The organism is Pantoea sp. B550, from assembly GCF_024158165.1.
Taxonomy (GTDB): Bacteria; Pseudomonadota; Gammaproteobacteria; order Enterobacterales; family Enterobacteriaceae; genus Pantoea; species Pantoea alfalfae.
The window spans coordinates 3,522,657-3,541,970 of record NZ_JAMYXI010000003.1 but is presented as its reverse complement, the minus strand read 5'-3'; the positions used below and the strand labels follow the sequence as shown (position 1 = coordinate 3,541,970).

The 19,314-nt window shown below is 57.3% G+C and carries 17 protein-coding genes; 7 read left to right on the top strand and 10 right to left on the bottom strand.

The genetic code is table 11. The features are described from left to right. Nucleotides 1–3: 3 nt before the first annotated feature. From NIM72_RS19640 to NIM72_RS19620, 5 genes are all read right to left on the bottom strand, one after another. On the bottom strand, nt 4–1,242 hold the full coding sequence (locus NIM72_RS19640; protein WP_161736239.1) for a DotU family type VI secretion system protein: 1,239 nt from the start codon (nt 1,240–1,242) through the stop codon (nt 4–6). Between the two features lie 17 nt (nt 1,243–1,259). Further along, on the bottom strand, nt 1,260–2,600 hold the full coding sequence (tssK, locus tag NIM72_RS19635) for a type VI secretion system baseplate subunit TssK (protein WP_222925486.1): 1,341 nt from the start codon (nt 2,598–2,600) through the stop codon (nt 1,260–1,262). A gap of 5 nt (nt 2,601–2,605) precedes the next feature. After that, nucleotides 2,606–3,103, bottom strand: coding sequence for a type VI secretion system lipoprotein TssJ (tssJ, locus tag NIM72_RS19630; protein ID WP_253421642.1), 498 nt, complete (start codon nt 3,101–3,103; stop codon nt 2,606–2,608). A 23-nt stretch (nt 3,104–3,126) separates the two neighbouring features. Continuing rightward, entirely contained in the window at nt 3,127–3,726 is a 600-nt protein-coding gene (locus tag NIM72_RS19625; RefSeq protein ID WP_253421639.1) for an SH3 domain-containing protein, read from the bottom strand. 1,046 nt (nt 3,727–4,772) lie between these two features. Further along, on the bottom strand, nt 4,773–6,293 hold the full coding sequence (locus NIM72_RS19620) for an aldehyde dehydrogenase family protein (RefSeq protein WP_222924162.1): 1,521 nt from the start codon (nt 6,291–6,293) through the stop codon (nt 4,773–4,775). Nucleotides 6,294–6,526: 233 nt separating this feature from the next. Here NIM72_RS19620 and NIM72_RS19615 point away from each other — a divergent pair, with 233 nt between their 5' ends. Continuing rightward, the gene (locus NIM72_RS19615) at nt 6,527–7,090 is read left to right on the top strand and encodes a class I SAM-dependent methyltransferase (protein WP_161736059.1); all 564 of its coding nucleotides are present in this window, start codon (nt 6,527–6,529) and stop codon (nt 7,088–7,090) included. On the opposite strand, the gene NIM72_RS19610 is transcribed toward NIM72_RS19615, so the two are convergent. Further along, nucleotides 7,078–7,803 carry a glutamine amidotransferase gene (locus NIM72_RS19610; RefSeq protein WP_161736060.1) on the bottom strand — a complete coding sequence of 242 codons (726 nt, stop codon included), beginning with the start codon at nt 7,801–7,803 and terminating at the stop codon, nt 7,078–7,080. The genes NIM72_RS19615 and NIM72_RS19610 overlap by 13 nt on opposite strands. Nucleotides 7,804–7,975: 172 nt before the next feature. On the opposite strand from NIM72_RS19610, the gene NIM72_RS19605 reads away from it, so the two are divergent. Both NIM72_RS19605 and NIM72_RS19600 read left to right on the top strand, forming a co-directional pair. Continuing rightward, nucleotides 7,976–8,860 (top strand): DMT family transporter, encoded by an 885-nt coding sequence (locus NIM72_RS19605; protein ID WP_222924163.1) that lies wholly within the window; start codon nt 7,976–7,978, stop codon nt 8,858–8,860. Nucleotides 8,861–8,906: 46 nt separating this feature from the next. Next, entirely contained in the window at nt 8,907–10,286 is a 1,380-nt protein-coding gene (locus NIM72_RS19600; protein WP_253421636.1) for a CoA transferase, read from the top strand. A 1-nt stretch (nt 10,287) separates the two neighbouring features. On the opposite strand, the gene NIM72_RS19595 is transcribed toward NIM72_RS19600, so the two are convergent. From NIM72_RS19595 to ghrA, 3 genes are read right to left on the bottom strand one after another with little or no spacing between them, the layout of a single operon-like run. Then, on the bottom strand, nt 10,288–10,854 hold the full coding sequence (locus NIM72_RS19595) for a molecular chaperone (protein WP_161736063.1): 567 nt from the start codon (nt 10,852–10,854) through the stop codon (nt 10,288–10,290). 28 nt (nt 10,855–10,882) lie between these two features. Next, nucleotides 10,883–11,620 (bottom strand): phosphatase, encoded by a 738-nt coding sequence (locus NIM72_RS19590; RefSeq protein WP_222924164.1) that lies wholly within the window; start codon nt 11,618–11,620, stop codon nt 10,883–10,885. 39 nt (nt 11,621–11,659) lie between these two features. Further along, on the bottom strand, nt 11,660–12,601 hold the full coding sequence (gene ghrA / locus NIM72_RS19585; protein ID WP_161736065.1) for a glyoxylate/hydroxypyruvate reductase GhrA: 942 nt from the start codon (nt 12,599–12,601) through the stop codon (nt 11,660–11,662). Between the two features lie 209 nt (nt 12,602–12,810). Here ghrA and treA point away from each other — a divergent pair, with 209 nt between their 5' ends. Continuing rightward, nucleotides 12,811–14,496, top strand: coding sequence for an alpha,alpha-trehalase TreA (treA, locus tag NIM72_RS19580; RefSeq protein ID WP_161736066.1), 1,686 nt, complete (start codon nt 12,811–12,813; stop codon nt 14,494–14,496). 191 nt (nt 14,497–14,687) lie between these two features. Then, nucleotides 14,688–16,787, top strand: a complete 2,100-nt coding sequence (locus NIM72_RS19575) for a TonB-dependent siderophore receptor (protein ID WP_253421633.1) — start codon at nt 14,688–14,690, stop codon at nt 16,785–16,787. A gap of 66 nt (nt 16,788–16,853) precedes the next feature. Here NIM72_RS19575 and NIM72_RS19570 read toward each other — a convergent pair whose 3' ends face one another. Then, complete coding sequence (locus NIM72_RS19570; protein WP_031375306.1) at nt 16,854–17,102, bottom strand: GlsB/YeaQ/YmgE family stress response membrane protein; 249 nt, start codon at nt 17,100–17,102, stop codon at nt 16,854–16,856. Nucleotides 17,103–17,311: 209 nt separating this feature from the next. On the opposite strand from NIM72_RS19570, the gene NIM72_RS19565 reads away from it, so the two are divergent. Beyond that, nucleotides 17,312–18,046 carry a flagellar brake protein gene (locus NIM72_RS19565; protein ID WP_253421628.1) on the top strand — a complete coding sequence of 245 codons (735 nt, stop codon included), beginning with the start codon at nt 17,312–17,314 and terminating at the stop codon, nt 18,044–18,046. 96 nt (nt 18,047–18,142) lie between these two features. Further along, nucleotides 18,143–19,273 carry a mechanosensitive ion channel family protein gene (locus NIM72_RS19560; RefSeq protein WP_253421625.1) on the top strand — a complete coding sequence of 377 codons (1,131 nt, stop codon included), beginning with the start codon at nt 18,143–18,145 and terminating at the stop codon, nt 19,271–19,273. The last annotated feature ends 41 nt before the right edge of the window (nt 19,274–19,314 follow it).

The window sequence follows — 19,314 nt, the reverse complement described above, 5'->3', positions numbered from 1 at the left end:
GGATCAGTTCCCTCTCGCCAGGCCGTTGAGTTCGGCATGCGTCGCATCCGGCGCAACCAGTAACGTGATTTCAACACGACGGTTACGCGCGCGATTCTCTGCGCTGGTGTTCGGCACCAGCGGATTGCTTTCACCGCGCCCTTCCGCCTTCACGCGTGACGGCTGCGCCAGCTGCTGTTGCAGCAGAGTCTGGACCGAACGGGCGCGCGCCAGCGACAGTTCAAAGTTGGAGGCGAAGCGCGCGCTGCGGATCGGCACGTTATCGCTGTAACCAATCACCTGAATCTGCCCGCTGACGTTGTTCATGGCCGCTGCGATGCGCTGGATCACGTCAATGTAGCCGCCGCGCACCTCGGTCGCCGCCGAAGCAAACAGCCCATCCCCTTTCAGCGTCACCACGCTGCGGTCCGCTTCATCACGCACCGCCACCAGCCCGGCATCAATTTCCGGCTTCAGGAAGGCCCGCAGGTTGAGCGTGGCAGGCGGAGGCGGTGCCGGGTTGCCGATCTTCACTTCCGGCAGCGCCGTCTGATAGATGCGGGCCAGTACCGGCGAGGTGTAATCGCCCAGACGCCAGTTGAGCACGATATAGAACAGACAGGCCGCCAGCCCGGCCACGGCGGCGCAGGCCCACAGCGGGATCATTGGTCGCCACAGCTTGCGCAGCACCGGCTGATCGGTGGGATGCGGTGACAGCGCCGCGGCGTAACTGCCGCGCACGCTTTTAATCATCTGCAGCAGGCGCTGTTTGATGGTCTCCAGCTGCGAGCGGCCATTGTCCAGCACCCGATAGCGTCCTTCGAACCCCAGCAGCAGGCAGAAGTAGATCAGCTCCAGCATCAGAATGTGACGTCTGGGGTTCTGCGACAGCTTCGCCAGCAGCTGGAAAAACTTCTCGCCGCCCCAGGTTTCGTTGTGAAAGGTGACCAGCAGACCATTGCTGGTCCAGACGCCGCGACTGCCCCACGGCGTCAGCGCCGCCGCCTCATCCAGCGCGGTACAGAGACAGTAGCGCGCGCCGATGATCACTTCGTAGCCGAGGCCAGACTGCTGGCAGCTCAGCTCGAAGCGGCGGATCTGGTCGATCAGCTGCTGACGCAGTTGCGCCGGGTCTTCATGCGACACCGAATGGCGGATCTGTGGAATCGCGTTAATCAGGGGGTTGGCCGCCGCAACCAGCACATTCTGGTGGCTGGCATCCGGCGCAAGATCGCTGTGTGAATGTTGTTGTTCCTGCATCATGCTGCGTGCTCAGTTTATTATTCTGACTGACTGCGGATGGCCCAGAACTCCATGTTCAGGCCCGGAAACTCACCGGCAAGATGCAGCGCAAAAGCGCCCGAGCGCTCCATCTCTTTCCATAGCTCGCTGTTCTTATCCAGTTCGAAATAGCTGTATCCGGCATGCCACGGGATCTGCGGCGGCGCGCCGGGCATCGCCCGAAGTGCGAGACCCGGCAGCTGAAGCTGCACCAGATCGCGGATTTTGCTGACCGGTGCGACTTTCATCTGTGCCGGGAAATGGGTTTTCAGGGTGTCGGCCGGCACGCTGGCTTTCACCGCCAGCACAAAGCCGAACTCATGCACCATGCTGCTCTCCGGCACGGTGGCGACGTTCAGGCCGTGCGAACGCTGCGTCAGCGGCAGCTGAATGGCGCTCTCCTCCATCACCTGCGATAGCCCCTGACGCAGCAGCAGCGACAGACGGCTGAAGCAGTTGTGCAGGTCGTCATGATCGTAAAGCGGCAGTCCTTCCGGCGCGCGCGCGGGCGTCCAGGTGCTGAGCTCGGCGGCCAGTTGCAGCCAGTGGCTGTAGAGGGTTTCAGGATGCAGCAGCGGCAGATGTTGCAGATGGCTGTGCAGGCCAAGCTGACGATTGAGCAGCGCCAGCAGCATAAAATCGACCATATCGGCGCTGTTGAAGCGGCCGGTTCCGGGTGCACGCTGACTCAGCTGCTGGCTGCGCTGCTGGATCAGCCCGTGCAGGTCATTAAACATGTTTTGCAGCGGACGGCTGCTATTCAGGGTCAGCATCGGCGGGATGTAATCGCTGTCGAGCCGGATGTGGTTGTCGCTGCGTTTTTCAATCACCTGCGCAACGCCCATTGCGGTCCACTCGGCGGTCAGATCCTGCTCCAGCATCAGCCGCAGGCGCAGCTTGCCGAACTGTACCGTCGCGCTGCCCACGGCCTGTGCGTTGTCATCTTCCACGTCCGCTTCCCAGGCCAGATAGCGCGCCAGAGAATCCTGCGACTCCTGGAAGGCGACGGCTTCGCGACCGTTGCGCCGGGTCGGTATTGCCAGCACCACTTTGCTGCGATCAACAGTGGCCGGCAGATCAAGCGGTGCCGGGCCATGCTGTGGCTGGCTGAAGGCGAAAAACGTGCCGTCTGGCAGACAACCGCTGGCCGCGCTCAGCGCCAGTTTGCCCTGACGCAACAGCGCTTCATCAAACTCAAGATCGTAAAAGCCCCAGGTGTAGACACGCTGTGACTGACCCCATTCACGCAGGGTGCTGAGAAGATAATTTTCTGACTGCTGGAAATGGTGAGGACGCAGAAACATCCCCTCGGTCCAGATGACCTTTTCGGCTCTGTTCATCGGCATCACTGTTTTTCCACGCGAAGGCCATTCATTCCCGCCACGATGCGCGTATTCAGCTCGCTATCGTCTCGTTTCCAGAATGCCCAGAATGAGGGCGACTCCCCTTCGGGAACCGGCAGCGACAGTCGCCACACCTTGCCATCCAGCGCCTGATATTCCGCCATGATGCCGATAAAGCGCGCCTCAGGCAGGCTCTTAATCCGCAGCGTTTTGCTGCGCTGCTCTGGCGTCAGGAAGAATTGCTGGGTGTTAAGCTGCGCACTGCCCAGCACCGTTGCAGACTGGTTTTGCAGGGAGTAAAAGTCTGCTGACATGAACTCCGCATCGGAGCTCAGTAACACCACACGGACCTTCAGCGGCGCACCGCCGTTAAGCTGATTCTGCCCCTGAACGTCCAGGTTGTAGTAAGCCACCGGCGGCGTACTGCTGCCGCTGCAGGCCGTCAGCAGCCACATCAGCAGCACGATCAACCCACCGCGCAGTTGTGTTGTTCTCATCATCAAGCCCTCCCTGCTCAGTGCGATTAGTTAATGATCCAGGTTCCGTTAGTGCTGTTCTGACAGGCGGTGCTGTCACCGTTAACCGCGACGCAGGTTTTTTTCTTGCTGCTGCTGCGCACGCGGCGTTTCGGCTGATCGGCTTTAACGGTCTGATCGTAGAGTGCGCTTTTCACTACGGCGCGGAATGGCACATAGCCTGTCAGCTGGACGGTTGCCTGCGGCGCGGCAGGCTGAGCGGCATCTTTCACGGCAGTGGTGGCGATGTCCGGCTTAGCTTCTGCTGCGGCCTGTGCGGGTTCACCCAGCGCCAGCCAGTTGTTCTCGACCTGACCAATCACGGTGTAGCTTTCGCCGGTTTTCAGCGTCTCTACCACCTTGCCGCCGTAACCTGGCTGGCTCATCACCGAGCCGGGATAGAGGGCGCGATAGGTTTCATTGACCGGACTGAATTGCGCTGGCGGTTTTACGGCATAACGGTGACTGATCGCCACACCGTCCACCGTGCTGGTCACCAGGGTGTCATCGGTCATTTTTGGCGGGGTTTTACAACCGGCGACTGAAAAAACAAACATCAGGCCTAACGCAACGCGGAGCTTCACCATTTTTTTCATGTTGTGTTCCATTCATACCTTGGAGAGTGGCCAGAGGCCGGGTGTCAGTAATGAAAATCGAGATGTCATCTTCACAGGAAGCCGCTTAGTGCCAGATTAAAAAACAATCCTTAAACAAAAAGCGCTTAAGCGTCTTGCTGCGAAAGGTTAACCGATCAGCAAAAGTTAAGTATAAAAAAGCAACATCGGGGACGTAAACGGGAAAAGGGAGGAATCTGACCTGGTAAACAACGATCAGAAACATGATCAATTTTTTCCCGGCAAATTTAAGAAGGTGGGGTAAACCCAAGCTTTCCTTATGCCATCCCTGGTCGAAAAACCGTCGAATTGAATTAAGCCAGTAACAGTGAGTTAATTACCCGGCAGTAAAAAATGACGCGTTATGCCCGATAAATTCTCATTATATTCTTTTAATTTCAATACTTTATAACTTTAACGAAATTTCATAGCTACCGCACGAGTCAGGTAGATCCTGCCCGTGAGTCTGAAATTACAATCCATGTGTAAATATTAGCTGCGAGTTTACAGAAGATTGACAAAATTTCAACGGCCCACTTTCAGAAGAATTTAGTTAAGTAAAGTTTAACTAATTAAGTTAATACAAATAGGGGTTAGTTTTAAGCACGCGGTTAGGACTAATCTTAACAACATACGAAAGTATGAAGTTTTATTGCACATAAATAAGTTTTTTCTGAGACTGGCATTAAAATCACTCATGTTTTAAATGGTTCTGATTTAAGCCAAATCAAAAGACGTTCATGTTGTTCAGGCAGCCAGACTCAGCGTTTTGCGTCAGTCGGCTGCGCGGCAAATGCCTGATTATCAGATGATTAAGCAGCTATGCGCCTGGCATGGCGCAGACAGAGAATGGATGGCGATTAAAACGCAATAAGCGAAGCGTTAACCAGGTCATGCCCGCTTTAAGAGCAGACTGATTAATTATGCTTTACCGGCTCGCTTAGTGAGCAGCTCACAGCCCCGACAGAGCATAAAAAAACCACGCCGTAGCGTGGTTTAGCGAGAGAGCGTGCCGCATTACTCCGGCACGATTGAGGCTATCAGAAGAAGCCCAGCGGTTCGATGCTGTAGCTGACCAGCAGGTTTTTCGTCTGCTGATAGTGATCGAGCATCATTTTGTGGGTTTCACGGCCAATGCCCGACTTCTTGTAGCCGCCAAAGGCAGCGTGCGCCGGATAGAGGTGATAACAGTTCGTCCAGACGCGCCCCGCTTTGATCGCCCTGCCCACCCGATAGGCACGGTTGATATCACGGGTCCAGACGCCGGCACCCAGGCCATAAATCGAGTCGTTGGCGATACTGATCGCTTCCGCTTCATCTTTAAAGGTGGTGATGCCGATCACCGGGCCAAAGATCTCCTCCTGGAAAACCCGCATGCTGTTGTTGCCTTTCAGCAGGGTTGGCTGGATGTAGTAGCCGCTGTTGAGTGAGTCATCCAGCTTCTCTACGCCGCCGCCCACCAGCACTTCGGCCCCCTCCTGCCGCGCCACTTCGAGATAAGAGAGAATTTTATCGAACTGTTGCTGCGACGCCTGCGCGCCTACCATGGTCTCGGTGTCCAGCGGGTCGCCGCGTTTGATGGTTTTTACCCGCTTCATTACGGCTGCCATAAACGGCTCGTAGATCGACTCCTGCACCAGCGCACGCGATGGACAGGTGCAGACTTCACCCTGATTCAGGAAGCCCAGTACCACGCCTTCGGCCGCTTTCTCAATAAAGCTCTCCTCCGCCTGCATGATGTCTTCAAAGAAGATGTTCGGTGACTTGCCGCCCAGCTCGACCGTCGAGGGGATCAGGCTTTTGGCTGCCAGCTCCAGAATATGCCCGCCAGTAGCGGTGGAGCCGGTAAAGGCGACCTTGGCGATACCGGGATGGGACGCCAGCGCTTCCCCCGCCTCTTTACCAAAGCCGTGCACCACGTTCAGCACACCCGGCGGCAGCAGATCTTTAATCAGATCGACAAAGATGGTGATCGACAGCGGCGTCTGTTCAGCCGGTTTAAGCACCACGCAGTTCCCTGCTCCCAGCGCCGGAGCCAGTTTCCAGGCTGCCATCAACAGCGGGAAGTTCCAGGGGATAATCTGCGCCACCACGCCCAGCGGCTCATGGAAATGGTAGGCGGCGGTGAACTCATCAATCTCTGCCGCGCTGCCCTCCTGTGCCCGGACACAACCGGCAAAGTAGCGAAAGTGGTCGACCGCCAGCGGCATATCGGCCGCCAGCGTTTCGCGCACCGGTTTACCGTTATCCCAGGTTTCATAGACCGCCATGGTCTCCAGATGCTGTTCCAGCCGATCGGCAATTTTCAGTAGCAGCAGTGAGCGTTGTTGTGGCGAGGTCTTGCCCCAGGCATCCGCTGCAGCAGCAGCAGCGGCCACCGCGTTATCCACATCAGTAGCATCTGAGCGCGGGAACTCACCGGCCGCAGAGCCGTTTACCGGCGAGGTATTAGTAAAGTAGTTACCCTTCACTGGCGCGACGAATTCACCATTAATGAAGTTGCCATAATTCTTCTGTAGCGTAATCAGAGAACCTTGTTCTCCGGGGGCAGCGTAACGCATGATCATTCTCCTGACAGGTGACTGACGTAACAATGATTAAACTTATTATTAACATGAAGGATCATTGTGAGCCTGTCAGGTCTGTTAACCGGAAACTGTGACCGCCCCGAAGGAATAGGCGTTTACGCTGCGCTTAGAGAAAATTCCGACTTTTTCCCGAAAACGTAGTCAGAGAGAAACTTGTGCGGCACAAAGGGGGTCAACCTGAGGATGAATTCATTCTGGAGATAAGCATGCTGGCTTCAGCTTTTACCCAGATGCGCGCTAAAGCCAATTTCGTGCATCAGTTTATCCGCAATCCGCGCAAGATGGGCAGCATTACCCCCTCGTCAGAGGCGTTGTGCCGGACGATGATTACATCGGTGAAATGGCCTGAAGCGTCGCGCATCGCGGAACTTGGTGCGGGCGATGGCGTACTGACCCGGCAGATACTGGCACAGATGGCACCCGACGCCACCCTGGACGCCTTTGAAATCAGCACTTCGCTGGCAGGCAAGCTAACCGCGCTGGAGGATCCGCGCATGACCGTGCGCACCTGTTCTGCGGAGTATCTGAACGGCAACTATGACGTGATATTCTCCGGCCTGCCGTTGTTATCCTTACCGCCCGAACTGCGTGAAGCCATTCTGCGGGCGGTCTATAACGCCCTCGGCCCGGACGGCGTTTTTATACAGTTTCAGTACACCTCGCTGACCCAGCCTGACCTGTCGCGTTACTTCACCTGGGAGCGCCAGCGGGTGCTGAAAAATGTACCACCCGCCTGGGTTTACCGCTGCACGCGTCACTACGCGCCCTGAGCACGCCCTACTGCCGGGCGCGTCTGTTGCCAGAAGGTCACCAGCAACTCACGCGCCCAGTCTTTCCCTTCAATCTCGTTGGCCCCATCCTCTGTGCAGCCCGGCGGCGTACAGACACTCATGATGTGCCGTGAAAATTCGGGATGAAACTGTACCGAGAGCGCCTGCGGTGAATAACGCACAATCTGACAGCCATCGCGCGCAGAAGCGGCCAGTACCTGCGCCCCGGACGGCGCGCTGACGACCGACTGACGATGCGACAGCCAGACGCTGAAGTCGGCGGGTAGCGTCTGCAGCAGCGGATCGCGCTGTGTCTGATCTGAGCAGCGAATGGGTAACAGACCGCGCTCCCAGCCGTTGGGATTGTCTGCCACTTCACCGCCCAGCGCATACGCCATCAGCTGATGGCCGTAGCACACACCGAGCAGCGGCAGACCATGATCAATCGCCGCTCTGATCCAGGCGGCGCTGCGTTCACTCCAGTCGGCGTGATCGGTGACCATTGCCCAGGAACCGCTGAGGATTGCGCCGGAAATCGTGTCAAAATCGGGTAACGCTTCGCCCAGATGAGGCCGCACAATCAGGTACTCATCGGGTTGGAGATTCAGTGCATCAATAAACCAGCGCGGCTGTTCACCAATCTCTGAAACGACGTTTGCGGGTGGGACTTCAAGCTGAATTAACGCAAGGGGTAAGGCGGACGAATAGGTCATACCGAATCGGTTCCTTTAAGAAGTCATTTCGAATCAGTCTGCCAGCATCGCATCCGAAAGTCTCATCGGGCTGCACCGCCATCGCAGAAAATTTCTCACTGCGATTGGCTGGAGTACCGCAGTTCGTGCCATCATTAGCGGGCTAAGCAAAAATCATCAAAAGGATATTATCGTGGCTGTGCGGCATTTTTTTCTGATTCTGATGGTGGTTTCTATCTGGGCCTTCAACAACGTGGCGGTGAAATGGGGGCTGCTGGAACTGCCGCCGCTGTTTCTGACCTTTATGCGCTTTGTAGTCGTCGCCATCGTGCTGGTACCGTTCTGCCGCATTAACCGTCAGCAGTTGCCCTGGCTTTTGCTGCTGGCTTTCACCTTCGGTTTTATGCACTTCTCGCTGCTGTTTGTCGGCCTGCGCTACACCGATGCCGGCACGGGCGCGATTGTAGTGCAGCTGGGCACACCGATTGCAATGTTGCTGGCAATGGTGGTACTGAAAGAGAAGCTGAAGCTGGTGCAGCTGCTGGGCATTATGATTTCGCTGAGCGGCGTGGTGGTGCTATCAGGCAGTCCGACGATTCCCTCGTGGTGGGTGCTCTGTCTGCTGTTGTGCAGCGCCACCGGCTGGGCCGTCAGTAACCTGATAGTGAAAAAGTCACCGCCGATTAAACCGCTGACCATGACCGGCTGGATTGCGTTTCTGGCGATTCCCATCGTCGGCGGCTCCAGTCTGGTGATGGAATCCCATCAGCTTTATGCACTGCAGCATGCGGGCTGGCGCGGCTGGTTCGCCATTCTTTACAGCGCCATCGCCTCGTCGATTGTGGCCTATACGCTGTGGTATATGCTGCTCAAGAAATATAACGTCAATCTGATCATGCCCTATTCGCTGCTGACGCCGGTTTTATCGGTGGTGATGGGGATTGTCGTGCTGGGTGACAGCCTCAACAGCTTCAAGATTATCGGGGCCTCACTGGTGATCCTCGGCACGGCTATCGCGGTGCTCAACCTGCGAAACCTGCGGATGCATGCCCGCTTCCCGCGCCTGCGGCGACGTTGATCCTGCGTGCTATGCTTGAGAAATCACCCCTTTCAGGAAGCACAACATGGACTCACAGCTTGCCGCCTCTCTCTGGCAGCAGATGCAGCAGGGATTGCGGGGTCGCGACGACGCCTTGCCTCTTCCTGCCTTCATTGATCGCGCCACCTTCGCTTCTGCTTTTGCCGTCAGTGAACTGGCGGCCACCAGCATCGGTCTGGCAACGCAGGCCACCGCCGCACTGATCGCCGCCTCCTGCCCTGAATATCGCTCTCCGCCTGTCGCCGTCAATGTGCGCCTGGCGTCACGCTGGTTCCAGCAGAGTTTTATCCCGCTTAACCGTGCGGCACCTGCGATGTGGGACGCGTTTGCCGGTGACTATCGCAGCCGCGATGGCTGGATCCGCCTGCATACCAACGCCACACATCACCGGCTGGCGATGGAAAAGGTGCTGGGTACGCACGCCGATCGCGCGGCGCTGGCGCAGCAGGTGCAACAGTGGCAGGCCAGCGAACTGGAGCAGGCGATTATTGATGCCGGTGGCTGTGCCGCAGAAATGCGCAGCGCTGCCGCCTGGCAACGGCATCCGCAGGGCCAGGCCGTACAGCATGAATCGCTGTTTAGCTGGCAGACCACACAGCCTGCTCCTGCGCCGGACTGGCCGCTGGCCGAAGCGCGTCCGTTGCTGGGTATTAAAGTTCTGGATCTGACGCGGATTATCGCCGGGCCGGTCGCCACCCGTTTTCTGGCCAGTCTGGGCGCCAGCGTGCTGCGCATCGATCCGCCCGGCTGGCAGGAGCCGACGCTGGATGAGGAGATAAGCTGCGGCAAGCGTCGCGCGGTGCTCGACCTGACGCAGCCCGCCGATCGCGATCGGTTTATCCGCCTGCTGCGTGAAGCGGACGTGCTGGTGCATGGCTACCGGGCGGATGCGCTGGAACGCCTTGGATTTGATGCCCAGACGCTTCAGTCACTCTCGCCCGGTCTGGTTGATGCCGGTCTGAATGCATGGGGCTGGCAGGGTCCGTGGCGCAACCGCCGGGGTTTTGACAGTCTGGTGCAGATGGGATGCGGCATTGCTGAACGGGGCATGCAGTGGCAGCAGAGCGACAAACCGGTTCCGCTGCCGGTGCAGGCCCTGGATCATGCCACCGGTTATCTGCTGGCAGCCGCCGTGCTGGAAGGATTACGGCGACGCGTGACGCAAGGAGAGGGCAGCCAGGTGCGGCTGTCGCTGGCACGCACCGCGTGGCTGTTGCAGCAGCATCCCACCGGTGAGCACGCGGGTTCCGGCATTGTGCCGCAGGTTAAGGATAACCTGCCCTGTTACGAGTTAACGCAGTGGGGGTTTGGGGTAAGGCTCAGGGCAGCCGCCTGGCTGCCCGGTACTCCAGAGCTCTGCGCAACACCGGGTTGTACGCCGGGCACGCACCCGGCGACGTGGTGAATCAGGCGTCGGGCGTCTCTTCACTGCTCTCAAGCAGTTCGTTGTACATCGCCTGAATCGCCTCACGGCTCAGCATCGCGAGGGTGCGATAGAACGCGGTAGTCGCGTGTGCTTCCACTTTGCCCAGAAACGCACCGCACCACGGCAGCAGGTACTCTTCAAACAGCGCCAGCTGCGCTGCGCTCTCATCTTCCGCTGACTGATCTTCCAGCCAGGACGCGGCCAGCAGCAGCACGCCAAAATGGTCAGCAGGCGCATCGCTCAGCGGCATGCCGCGTGAGGTTAAGAACGCACGTACTTCCGGTTCCGTTTTGCCTTCCGGCCACTGTGAGGCGTAAGGCGGCACATTACAGTCGCTGCCCACAAACAGCGCGTTGTAATCGGCGGCCAGCGCCTGCGGATCGCTGTTCTGTTGCAGACGGGTCAGCAGCTCATCCTGCTCCAGCGGCCACTGCGACTGCAGTTTGCCTTCACGCAGCAGTGTAAACAGCGGCACCAGCAGCGGGTCCTGCGGCTGACGATTAAACAGTGAGCCGATCACGCGGCACAGAATGGAAAACTCATTCATGAGTCAGATTTCCTTGAGGCAAAATAAATTAAAAGTCAGCCAGTTCAGCAATATGTTTGCCGCTACGCATTTCCAGAAAGTCGAGCAGGCGACGCGGCGTGACATTTAACACCCGATCCTCAGGAAAATCCACTTCGCGGGCAATCCGCAGGCAGTGATCGAAATGGCCGAGCGTAAACGCGGTGTGGGAATCGGAGCCGAATGCCAGCCGTCCACCCGCATCGCGCACGGCGGCGGCGATAGCGCGGCAGTTAGGTTCGCTGCCCGGACGCGAATGGGTAAAGGAGGAGTTGTTCAGCTCCAGCGCCACGTCGTAGTGCGCTGCGGCCTCGGCAATCGCCGGAATATCGACCGGGAATTTCGGGTTGCCCGGATGGCTGATAATATGGACCAGTCCGCCCGCCATCGCGGCGATCATCGCGTCTGTGTGATGTTTCCGGTCGCGCGGCGCATAAACCGGCTCGTGAAAACCGGCGACGATTAAATCCAGCGCATCGAGCATCGGGCCGGAACAGTCGATTTCGCCCTGCTGATTTTTAATATTGGCTTCGATACCGCGCAGAATCCCTACGCCATCGATCACGCGCGGCCAGACGCGCATATTAATAAAGTGCCAGTAGTGCGGTGCGTCGGCCATATCGGGGCCGTGATCGGTAATGGCAAACAGTTTCAGGCCAGTTTGCTTCGCCTGGGTCACGTAGTCGTGCAGCGTGCTGTAAGCATGCGTGCTGGCGATGGTGTGCATATGCAGATCTACCGGATACATCCTCTTCTCCTGCTGAGTGCCCCTGACGGGGCCGGTTCATTAATAGCCGCGCTGACGATCAACCCTGCCCTGCGGCGGCTCGCCTGCCTGATCCTGGGTAATGGCGCGGGCGATGTAGTCGATAGCTTCGTCGATCAAGGTTACCGCCGCATTATGGGGCGTAATCGTCACACGCGGATGTGACCATAACGGATGCGCTTCGGGCAGCGGTTCAACCTGAAACACATCCAGCGCCGCCGCTTTCAGCTGCCCGCTATTGAGCGCGGCCAGCAGATCGTCTTCCACCACCTGCGCGCCACGTGCGATGTTGAGGAAGAACGCGCCGTGCGGTAGCTGCTGTAAAAAGGCGTGGTCAATAAGATTAATGGTCTCGTGCGTGCTCGGCAGCAGGTTGATCACCACCCGCGTCTCCTGCAGAAAGGCTGACAAGGCATCGCGTCCGGCAAAGCTGGTCACGCCGTCGATGGTTTTCGGTGAGCGGCTCCAGACGCGCAGCGGGAATCCCCAGGGTTTCAGGCTCTCCGCCACGCGCTGCCCCAGCACGCCCGCCCCCAGAATCCCGACGGTGAAACTTTCACGCGGGTAAGCAGGCAGCGGCTGCCAGCACTGTTGCTGCTGCTGAAGACGGTAGTCGTCAAAACGACGGAACCAGTTCAGTACGCTATGGACGGCATATTCCTGCATCTGGCGCGCCATCCCGGTATCTTCCAGCCGGTAGAGCGGCACGCTGTCGGGCAGCATCTCAGGGTGCTGCTGCAGCTGTTTCAGAATCTCATCAACGCCTGCACCCAGCGCAAAGACGCCGCGCAGTGTGGCGCGTCCCTGCAGCATCGCTGCGGGCGGTGAGCGGACCAGCGCATAATCAGCCGGGCCGTCGTCGCCCGGCTGCCAGGCACGCACCCGCGCCTGGGGCAGACGCTGTTGTAAACCGTTAATCCAGGCCGCTGCAGACTGCGACGGGTGATACCAGATGATCTCCATCCTGCTCTCCTTTTTTCTTTCAGCGTCAGGGAAAAGCGAGGTGAGAGCAAGAAAAAACCCGCGTGAAAAAGCGGTTTTTCCCATAAAAATAATTCCCGTGGCTTCACATTTCCGGCTCGCTTCAGGGTGAAGTGGGCAGATAAGGTCTAAAGTTGGTCCTGTGGTCAATGCGTTACGCGCGGCCGCATTTCGGACAAGGAGAAAAACCGATGACAAAAATTGAGGTAAACGCCGACTCACGGCGTCAGCGTTATGCGCCTTTTCTGCTCACGTTGCTGCTGAGCGTACCTGCTTTCACCGCCCATGCCGACGACAACAGCCGCATGCTGAATAATCAGCCGCAGCCGCCGGACGTGCGTTTAGGGCCGCTGTTTAATGCCGTGCAGCAGGCGAAGTTCTACCCCGATCAGAAGACCTTTGCCGATGCGGTGCCGAAATTTGATCCCGCGTCGATTCTTGCCGACTGGCAGATGCAGAAGAAACAGCGCAATTTCGATCTCAAACGTTTTGTTGACGCTAACTTTACGCTGCCCGCGGCGGGCGACAAATATGTGCCGCCCGCCGGCCAAAATCTGCGTGAGCACATTGATGGCCTGTGGCCAGTGTTGACCCGCACCACCAGCAGCGCTGGTCAGTATGACTCGCTGCTGCCGCTGCCTAAGCCCTATGTGGTGCCAGGCGGGCGTTTCCGCGAAGTCTATTACTGGGACAGTTACTTCACCATGCTGGGGCTGGCCGAGAGCGGACACTGGGATAAAGTGCAGGATATGACGGATAACTTCGCCTCACTCCTCGACCGTTATGGCCACATCCCCAACGGCAACCGCAGCTACTACCTGAGCCGTTCACAGCCACCGTTCTTCAGCCTGATGGTCGATCTGCTGGCGACGCACGATAACGGCAAAGCCTATACCCGTTATCTGCCACAGCTGCAGAAAGAGTACGACTACTGGATGGCAGACAGCGATAACGTCGCGGCGGGTGCAGCCAGCAAGCGGGTGATTAAGCTGTCGGACGGCAGCCTGCTCAACCGCTACTGGGATGCGCGCGACGTGCCACGCACCGAATCCTGGATGGATGACATTGCCACCGCGCAGAAAGCGCCGCAGAGGAATAAAGCCGAACTCTACCGTGAGCTGCGTTCCGGTGCGGCGTCGGGCTGGGATTTCAGTTCGCGCTGGTTTACCGATGCGCATAACCTGTCGACAATCCGTACCACGCAACTGGCTCCGGTTGACCTCAACAGCCTGCTGTTCCATCTGGAGCAGACCCTGTCGAAAGGCTATCAGATGAACAAGCAGAGCGATCTGGCGAAGCAGTACGCCGATCGCGCAGAGAAGCGCCAGGCAGCGATCAACCGCTATCTGTGGGACAGCAAACAGAACTGGTATGCCGACTATGACTGGCAGAAAAAGCAGGTTCATCCGCAGCTGACGGCTGCCGCGCTGTTCCCGCTCTATCTGCAGGTCGCCAGCGATAAGCAGGCTGAAAGCACTGCCAGCGCGGTTGAAAAGCAGCTGCTGAAGCCCGGCGGTCTGGTGACTACCACCGTGAACAACGGCCAGCAGTGGGATGCCCCGAATGGCTGGGCCCCGCTGCAGTGGGTTGCCGTGGAAGGCCTGGAGCATTACAACCAGCCAAAGCTGGCGAAAGAGGTAGGCTTACGCTTCCTGCAAAACGTCCAGATGACCTATGACCGTGAGCATAAGCTGGTGGAGAAATATGTCGTTGATGGCAAAAATCTCGGCGGTGGCGGTGGCGGTGAGTATCCGCTGCAGGACGGCTTCGGCTGGACCAACGGCGTCACGCTGAAACTGCTCGATAAGTACTGCCCGAAAGATAAAACCTGTAACAGCGCCCACGATATTCCTCAGGCGTCTGCCTCGCAAAACTGATCCACTCTGGATACCTCTGGCCTCGCCGGAGGTATCCGCACGCCTTTTCAGCGAATTTTACTTGACCTTCTTACATCAACAGGCAAAATTGCAGCCAATTTACAAAAGGTAATAATTCTCATTATGATAATGAGATTGCCTATTAACAACTTTACTCACCTGCCTTAATCTTTGCTATGAAAGGAACTCCGATGAAACTGTCACTGTCGCTGAGAGGGTATATTCGCCTCTGCACCCTGGCGCTGACCGCGCCTGCTCTGAGTTTCGCTGCCGATATGGTGGTGACTGCACAACCGCAGGAAGATTCGACCTCGCCGACCCAGGGCTATCTGGCCACCACCAGCCAGGGCGCAACCAAAAGCGACCGTCCGCTGATCACCACGCCGCAGTCGATATCCGTGGTCACCCGCCAGCAGATGCAGGATCAGGGCGCGCTGACCCTGAACCAGGCACTGGGCTATAGCTCCGGCGTCTTCACCAACTTTGGGGGTGCCGCGACCCGTTACGACACCATTGCGCTGCGCGGCTTCCACGGCGGCGATGTCGATAACACCTTCCTCGACGGCATGCGGCTGATGAGCGACGGCGGCAGTTTCAACGTATTGCAGGTCGATAACGCCTTCCTTGAGCGCATCGACGTGATCAAAGGCCCCTCTTCTGCCCTTTATGGTCAGACGGTGCCGGGCGGGCTGGTTAATATGGTGACCAGACGTCCGCAGTTCAGCGAAGAGGGGCATATCCAGCTGCAGGCGGGCAGTAATGCCACCACCGGCACGATGTTTGACTACACCAATGCGATCAACGACCAGTGGGCGTTTCGCCTGACCGGCGTGACCCGCAACAGCGATACGCAGTACGATCACACCCGCGAAGAGAAATATGCGCTGATGCCGCAGCTGATGTGGCAGCCGGATGAAGATACCCATCTGATCCTGAAAGCCTATCTTCAGAAAGATCCGTCAGGGGGTTACCACGGTTCCGTACCAGGCGACGGCAGCCTCACCGAACACAACGGCTACAAGCTGAGCAATGGCTTTTATGAGGGTAACAGCGACCTCGATCAGTTCAAGCGCCGCGAGCAGATCTACAGCTTCGACTTCGCCCATCGCTTTAACGACGTCTGGTCATTCTCCTCAACTGGCAGCTACAGCCACTCCAATGTCGATCTCGATCAGGTCTATCAGATTGGCTGGGACAGCGTGAATCCCGATCTGCTGAACCGCTACTACTCTGGCGAGCGTTCGTCGCTCTCCGCCTGGTCCACTGATAACCGTTTACAGGCGGAGTTTGCCACGGGTGAGCTGGAGCACCGCGTCACGCTGGGTGCCGAGTATCATCGCTATAAAAATGAGATCAGCGCGGCGGGCGGTTCGGCTAACCAGCTCAATGCCCTGACCGGCGAACAGGTGGGCGACATGCCGGATTACACCTGGGCGGATAAAACCCGTCGCTACTACCAGACCGGCCTCTATCTGCAGGATGAGATGAAGCTGGATCGCTGGCATCTGGATCTCTCCGGCCGTTACGATCGCATCGTCGCCAATAACAGCGGCAGCGATCGCCGTCAGGATGATCACATCAGCGGACGCGCAGCACTACTCTATGCCTTCGACAACGGTATCTCACCTTACGTGAGCTGGAGCCAGGCGATTACTCCGACCGCGCTCACCGATCCCAACAATAATCTGCTGAAGCCGACCACCGCCGAGCAGTATGAAGCCGGGGTGAAATATCAGCCCAATGGCACCCGCGATCTCTATAGCGTGGCGGTCTATGACCTGACGCAGAAAGATGTGGCGAACCGCAACGTGCTGACGGCGACCTATTCGCCATCGGGCAAAGTTCACTCACAGGGTATCGAGCTGGAAGCACGTAATCAGCTCACCCCGCGTCTGAGCACCGTGGCGAGCTATACGCTGAATCATCTGCGCTTTAAGGATTCGGTGGATGGCAACAGCGGACATACGCCATACGTCACCCCCAACAGCATGGCGGCACTCTGGGGTCACTATCAGTTTGATTACGGTCTGAGTGCGGGTGCAGGCGTGCGTTACATCGGCAAACAGTGGGCAGACAATGCAAACACCACACGTGTGCCGTCAGTGACGCTGTTTGATGCGTCGGTGCGGGCCGATCTTGGCGTCTGGAACAGCAGCCTGAAAGGGGCATGGGTTCAGGTCAATGCTAACAACCTGACCGATCGTACCTATGTAGCCGGTTGTTACGGTACAGGCTACTGCTACTGGGGCGCAGAACGCAGCGTGATGGCGACCATCGGTTACGACTTCTGATTAAAAGTAAGAGATAAAAAAAGGGGACGAATCGCTTCGTCCCCTTTTTCGTTTAAACCGTTACGGTCAACTGCGTACTTTGCGGTAGATAAACAGCACCACGATGGCACCGATAACAGCGACCACAAAGCTTCCGAAGTTAAACCCATCGACGCGGCCGAAGCCAAACAGCGTACTGATCCAGCCACCCACTACAGCACCGATAATACCCAGAACAATAGTCAGAATGAAACCGCCACCGTCTTTACCCGGCATAATCCACTTAGCCAGAATACCCGCGATTAAGCCAAAGACGATCCAGGAAATAATACCCATCTGTTGCTCCTTCCTTTTTATGATTAAAGCGTGAACGCCTGATTTATCAAGCGGTTTACCGCGATAAGTATAGCCAGCTTTTTGAAAAACGCCTCACGGGTCACACTATTTTTTAAGAATTCAGCGACTAAAGCTTTTTTTTGCCGCGCCGATAACCGGGATGAGGCAAAAAAACAGCATAAATACAGTAACCCCTTGCGGAGCAGGACGTGAAAGAAGCCGACCAGGAACAATATTTAAAACGTGGCACGCTGGCGGTTCTGGGCGTAATGAAAGATCTGCTGCGCCTGCAGACGCCACTACTGGTGCGCTTCGCGCGCGGGCAGTTTATCAGCCGGATGCTGGCTGCCGATGAAGATCGCCTGCTGTTTGACCTGGGCAGTAATAATCTGGATAACGAGTACGCCCTGACCAGCGACGATCTCAGCATTACTGCTGAAACCTATGGCGCGAAGGTAGAGATCAGCCTCGCCTCACTGGAGAGGGTGGAGTTTGAAGGATTGCCTGCCTTCAGCGCACCGTTACCGGAGCTGCTGTGGCAGATTCAGCGTCGTGAGTTTTTCCGCGTCTGCGCCCCGCTGGAACCGCAGTTCTGGTGTCATACCGTGTGGCCGGATGGCAGTAAAACACGCCTGCGGTTACAGGATCTGTCACTGGGCGGAATCGGCGTGCTGGTGGATGAACCGCTGCCGGAGGGGTTGCAGAACGGTGACAGCTTCAATCCGTTCCGGGTCGAGCTGGGGGAGTATGGTCATTTTGACGTGCCGGTAAAGCTGCTGAGCATTGGCGAGCGCAGCGTGGTGACCCGCAAGAACGAAACCCGCATCACACCGCGACTGAGCTTTCGTTTTGCCACGCTGAACCCGACGCAGGAGCGGCAGCTTCAGCAGATTATTTTTGCCCTTGAGCGCCTGGCTCGCGATAAATCAAACCGCTTCCAGTAACCGCTTTATGGATGCGCCACGCAGGTGGGCCGCATCCAGGCTATGCTTCTTGCTTGTTTTCTTTTAAACCGGAACCCAGCAAGGAGACCCTCCCCAATGGAAAACTGGCTCGCTTCACGTCGTTTTCAATCCCTCTTTTTTAATCAGGAACTCTGGCTCAACAGCGCCATCGTAGTAGTTTCCACGCTGGTGATTTACTGGGTATTACGTACCCTGATTCGCTTTATCTCCAACCGGATTGCACTTTACAGCGAACATCGTCATGTCCGCGCGACCGCGATTCTGGTGGAGATACTGCGCAGCACCAGCCAGACCCTGCTGCTGATCTTTTCACTGCTGATTGCCCTGAAGTTTGTGGATCTGCCCGCGTCCTGGAGCGTCACCATCGCACACGGCTGGTTCCTGGCGCTGATCGTTCAGCTCGCGCTGTGGATCGACTGCGGCATCCGGCTCTGGCTGAAAAGCCTGCTGCGTGACCCGCTGCACGTACGCAACCCGGTCACTACGGTGATCCTCGGGATTTTGCTGCGGGTGGTGGTCTGGATCATGATGTTCCTGGCCATTCTGTCGAACATGGGCATCAATATTACCGCACTGGTCGCCAGCCTTGGAGTGGGTGGTATCGCGATTGCGCTGGCGATTCAGACGGTACTGAGCGATGTGTTTGCGTCGCTGGCGATTGGCTTCGATAAGCCGTTCGAGCACGGCGATTTTATTGTCTTTGGTGATATTGCCGGTTCCATTGAGCACATTGGCCTGAAAACGACCCGGCTGCGCAGCCTGAGTGGTGAGCAGATCGTCTGCTCAAATACCATTCTGTTGCAGCAGACGATCCACAACTATAAGCGTATGCAGCAGCGCCGCATCGTGTTTAAGTTTGGTATCAGCTACGCCACGCCGTCAGAGCAGGTCCGGGAGATCAGCCCGCTGGTGAAAGAGATTATCCAGGGCGTTGAGACCACCCGTTTTGACCGCGCCCACTTCCTGGCCTTTGAAGATTCAAAACTGACCTTTGAAGTGGTCTATTTTGTGCTGGATGCGGATTACAATAAGTACATGGATATTCAGCAGGAGATTAACCTGCAGCTGATGGCGGCACTGGAAGAGCGTAACATCCGTTTCGCCTTCCCGATTCGTCAGGTTGAGTTCAGCGGGGGTAATCTGCCGCCGGTGGATCTGGTTGCGATACAGAATGACGATGACGAGATGCGCAGAGTGGCGCGCTAAATCAGTGCCCGCCTTTCTTTTCAGGAGTAGCGGGCATACAA